The organism is Bradyrhizobium sp. Unk1 (genome assembly GCF_059512345.1).
Window position 1 is genome coordinate 1 of record NZ_JCAMOP010000123.1, and the last position, 4,277, is coordinate 4,277.

6 protein-coding genes are annotated in these 4,277 nt (G+C 56.9%); 3 read left to right on the top strand and 3 right to left on the bottom strand.

The genetic code is table 11. The features are described from left to right. Positions 1–338, bottom strand: a 338-nt coding sequence (locus AC5ZFO_RS47220; RefSeq protein WP_282525405.1) for a transposase, incomplete at its 3' end; no start/stop codon positions are given. 293 nt (positions 339–631) lie between these two features. On the opposite strand from AC5ZFO_RS47220, the gene AC5ZFO_RS47225 reads away from it, so the two are divergent. From AC5ZFO_RS47225 to AC5ZFO_RS47235, 3 genes are all read left to right on the top strand, one after another. After that, positions 632–970 carry a hypothetical protein gene (locus AC5ZFO_RS47225; protein WP_496124158.1) on the top strand — a complete coding sequence of 113 codons (339 nt, stop codon included), beginning with the start codon at positions 632–634 and terminating at the stop codon, positions 968–970. Positions 971–1,116: 146 nt separating this feature from the next. After that, entirely contained in the window at positions 1,117–1,320 is a 204-nt protein-coding gene (locus AC5ZFO_RS47230) for a hypothetical protein (protein ID WP_496124159.1), read from the top strand. A 265-nt stretch (positions 1,321–1,585) separates the two neighbouring features. Continuing rightward, positions 1,586–1,828 carry a hypothetical protein gene (locus AC5ZFO_RS47235; RefSeq protein ID WP_496124160.1) on the top strand — a complete coding sequence of 81 codons (243 nt, stop codon included), beginning with the start codon at positions 1,586–1,588 and terminating at the stop codon, positions 1,826–1,828. A gap of 1 nt (position 1,829) precedes the next feature. On the opposite strand, the gene AC5ZFO_RS47240 is transcribed toward AC5ZFO_RS47235, so the two are convergent. Together AC5ZFO_RS47240 and AC5ZFO_RS47245 are read right to left on the bottom strand one after the other, a co-directional pair. Beyond that, the gene (locus AC5ZFO_RS47240; protein ID WP_496124161.1) at positions 1,830–2,804 is read right to left on the bottom strand and encodes a BstA C-terminal domain-containing protein; all 975 of its coding nucleotides are present in this window, start codon (positions 2,802–2,804) and stop codon (positions 1,830–1,832) included. A gap of 652 nt (positions 2,805–3,456) precedes the next feature. Beyond that, a complete protein-coding gene (locus AC5ZFO_RS47245; protein WP_496124162.1) occupies positions 3,457–4,074 on the bottom strand; it encodes a tyrosine-type recombinase/integrase in 618 nt (205 codons plus the stop codon). Positions 4,075–4,277 lie beyond the last annotated feature (203 nt).

The window sequence follows — 4,277 nt, forward strand, 5'->3', positions numbered from 1 at the left end:
TGGCGCCAACGGGTCATCGACGATCGATCGAACGGCAGACGGTGGCAGAAGCTCAATTCGCCGCAGAAGTATTGGTAGTAGGGGTTCTCGATCCAGCGGGCGCACAGCACCTCATCTGACAAGTTGTGCATGTGCTTCAGAATGAACAGGCCGGCCACGAGCCGCGTCGGCAAGCCAGGCTGCCCCAACCCTGTTTGGCAGACCGAACTAAAGCGCTCATCCAGAAACTTCCAGTCGATCAGCGCCGCCAACCGCACCAGCGGGTGACCCAAGTCGATGATCTGATCGAGCGCCGGAAGCAGCAGGTCTTTCTGGCGATCGTCCCGCGGTTTGCTCATCGCCTTCCCCAATGCCGATGACCCGACATCAGGGAATCACGAATCGCCAAAAAGCAAAATCCCAAAACGCAGGAAAACGAGGTCCAGCACCCCACTTTCCTGCAAAATCGAATACTACATCAAGACCAATTCTGCTTACTTCTCAGACCGATCCGTATTCTTCACGGACGACTATAGGGGCAGCGTTTGCGGGGCGCTGGTCCTTTCGGTGCGCGGCGCCCGGGTCGACTGACCAAGCGGCGCCGCGCAGACCGGCCTTACTTAACCCAGACCCGTCACACGAGACTGCCATCATGATTACCGACGACAAGGCGCGAGCCTTGGATGAAGTTTTGCGCAAGCAAACGCTGTTCGCAACACAGACGCTAGTCTTCGCGACGGATAGCCTCCATCGCGTTCCGTCTGAATTCAGCCCGCCGACAAATTTGATTCTCTCATGTGCGTTGCGCCTGTCAGACTTGTTTATGCAACGAAAGCGCACGCGTTTTGCCATGCGGGGTGTCTCCCGTCTCTGCAAGCTGTCGGACCAGCTTAGAGACTGGGCGAGGAGGAGGGACCGGCCGATTCTGGTAGTTGTGCCAGGGCTTTTTCTGATGAATGTATCGTACCGTCAGCTTCTTCCGCTGCCGTGAGGCTGGCCGTGTCGAAGTTAGCGGCGCGTGGTAGGGACAGCGCCTTTTGTATGCACGGGCGCCGAGTCACGTGCCCGCTAACTTCTACCAAGGATGATCCGAGTGCGGTTAAAACAAGAGGCGATGTTCTCAACCGGAGATCCCAAATGGCCTTCAAGATCCAGAACATCAACGTTGATCTCATCAATGCTACCGCGACACTTTTTGCTGTCGATCAGGCCGATCCACAGCATCCAAAAGTCATAACCGCTCAATTTCCTTTCGATCCGCCTCATTCAGAGGCGCGGGAGAAAGATCAGGCGATTGCAGCGGCAAAAGCGACTCTTCAGCAGGCCCTGAACGAGATTTAGCTACTCGCTCTGCAAGGCAAGTTGCGGCAATCCATCTTTGAGGTTTCACGTCTGAATGTAACTCGACCGCGCTGAGCACGCTCGCACTGCCTTGCATTCTCGTCCCCACCAGTTTTGATAGGTGCCCCGGTTACTTGTCTACCTCATTATCTGGTGGCGCCTGTAGAATGTGACCCTCTCAGGAGCAAAGGTGGCTAGCCCGTGCCCAGAGGCGGGCTAGCCACCACCGCTTGCGACGCCTACATTGTAGGATACAGGCCAACGAATGCACATTTTCGAGCGGCACATCACCTCGCTGCGGTCGCAAGCGCTTGCGGTGCTTGCAGCCAATCAGGCCCGTGCGGCCGATCAGTCTTTGAGCCTGGCAGATCGCCAAGTCGCGACGTTCGATGCTGAGGACGCCCAGGAAGTGTTAGGCATACTCGATTGCGTGAAACTCGACCCCGGGCCGGAGGAGGCACGGAAGATCGCTGCGCGCATACGCACGCTTCTAGAGGGGAAGAGGTGAGTTACGCGGGGCCCGCTATTTGGGCAGGCGTAAGCGTTTCAATTGCCAGCGCCGCCACTGAGGGAGGCAGCTCACCTCTCATGACCTTGCCTTGCAAGTAGTTCGCAAACTTGCCACCTTCAATGTAGTGATCCTGTAGCCACTGCCGGTAAGCACCCAATGCTGCCAACGGGTAGCACCACGATTCTTGTGGATTCGATTTGGCTTGAGGGTGGCTGTCCGGATAGCGATGCGGGTACCTACACCGTTCGCCATGCGTATGTTCCAGTTCGTTGCCGGTCCAATACTTGGACCAGTGCTGGCCGATAGAAATATCTACCACGAAGTGCTCCCCGATCTCGGCTCCTGCCTGAATGAGCTCGTAGATGACGGTATGGGCTTCGTTGAAGACGTGGAAATACCCCTTAGGGGCTGACTGATGGTTTAGCGCGATCCGCTCGTGCCACTTCTCAAAGCGCTTCGCGTGCTCTCGGGTGGGGTCATAGCCAACGTAGCTGTAAATCAGCTCGCGGAGTTTAGAGCCGGCGAGCAGTCGGAAGTTATCCCGAGCTTGAGGCTGACAGTTGGCTCCGGCATCAAACGCGTAATATTCGAGTACTGCGAGGCAAAGGTCCGCAGGATAGCAATAGTGCGTGGTTCCTTTATGGACTGCTTCGACGTGGGCAACGGCGTAGGACACGCCTAATTTTGCTAGGGTGTCCTTGATTGACTTGATGCGCGGCTTCAAATCCGGCTCGTTCCACTGGCTACTAATAGTGCCGATGTGCGCGTTTTGAACGCCGCAAAGCAGGGCCAGGCCGCGTTGATTGAGGTAGGGCGTTCCATCGTTTAGGACACCCATTCCGATGCCGTTGACTTCAGCCTCGGCCTCAATTCCGAACCCCAAAGTAAGCTGGGAAGAGGTGATTTCCTTCGACGCGGAATTGGGTGCTAATATTTTGATTTTTGTAGTATTTTTACTGATGTTCTTTGCCATCGAAATTTCTCGTACTGCGCAATTTTTACCAAAGCCGGATTTCACCAGCAGAGCTATTTTCTTCGTGTCGGCTTCGATCCGCCCTTATGGTCCGGTCGCTGAGTGAGGGCCGATGCCGAAACGGTTTTGATCTCCTTATTGGTCAGCGACCCGGGGCTGCGAAGTCCTTTCGAAGCAATCGACCCCACGCCTTTGCCAGTACGTTCATTCTTTGCCATTGGAGTACCCATGTGTCGCGACTCGGGATGGGCCGCAACCAAAAATATCACAGACAATTATTTTCGCCTCCCGTACAACTCCGGTGTGGAGAACGCGGCCGTTTTGCAGGGCGGCGAACGCAAGGGCTATTTAATAGACAGATTCCGGAAGTCCGTGCGACTACAGGGCTGATGTTTTGTCGCCCCTGAAGGTCTGCCGATGGTCAGAACGGAAAGCCCCAATCAATCCGCGTTCACGCGCCCTCGCCGGGGATTGCGCCGTGAAGACGCGGCGTTCTACGTCGGGGTGTCTCCGTCCACATTCGACAAGTGGGTTGAGGACGGCACGATGCCCAAGCCCATCAGGCGAGGCGGCGTTGTTCTGTGGGACATGAAACTGATAGACCGTGCGTTCGAAGTCCTCTCAGGCGATGCGGAAGATGCAAACCCTTGGGCTAGTGTGAGCCTAACGCGGCAATAGCCTGCTTGGCGAGCAGCCTTTGCTCCGCAGCCTTCGTGTACCGTTCCAGCTCCTTCAAGCTGTCGTGGCCCGTGATACTGGCAATCACCTTCAGCGATAAGCCCAGCTCGGCAAGTCGACGGGCTGCCGCGAAGCGCAGTGTGTGCGGACTGCATTGCGTCGTGATCCCGGCTGCTTTGCCCCAGGCCGAAAACTTGCCGGTGAACGACTTATCGCTGTAAGGCTTTCCGCGTTCAGTCAGGATGAATGCGGGCGCATCGGCTGCAATCTTGCGGGCCTTCAGTGCGGCTGCGAGTTGCGCAGCTAGTGGGATTTCCAGCTCCTTGCCGGTTTTGTTTTGGCGGACTTCGATGCTGCTATCTGTCAGGTTATCGAGATCGAACTTGCCCCCGACCAAGCTTTGAGGCCCAAGTCTGTAGTTGTCTTGAGTGACTTGCCCCAGCTCGGGAAACTTGGACTTTTTGTAGTGCCTGATGAGGGCCGCCATACTGCCAGCGGGGACGGTTTTGATGGGCGTGCGCTGCTTGCCCGGTTCGGGAGGGCTTGTCGGCTGCCTGGTGCCCGCCTCAAGGGCCGTAGCGTAGGCCCGCATGAACTCTTCCGACCACGGCAGACCTGGCAGGGTGGCGCGCGGTACCCCTTTCTTGCGGACGTAGTGGCGCGGGTGGCGGCTATCTAAAAAGCCTTGGACGTACCGGGGAAGGAGCTATGACGGAAACTGGGTGATGACGACCTGAGAAAGGCGGCGTATCGAGGCGGGTGATGAAGCCTGCCAGCAACCTCCAAAGGAGCGAT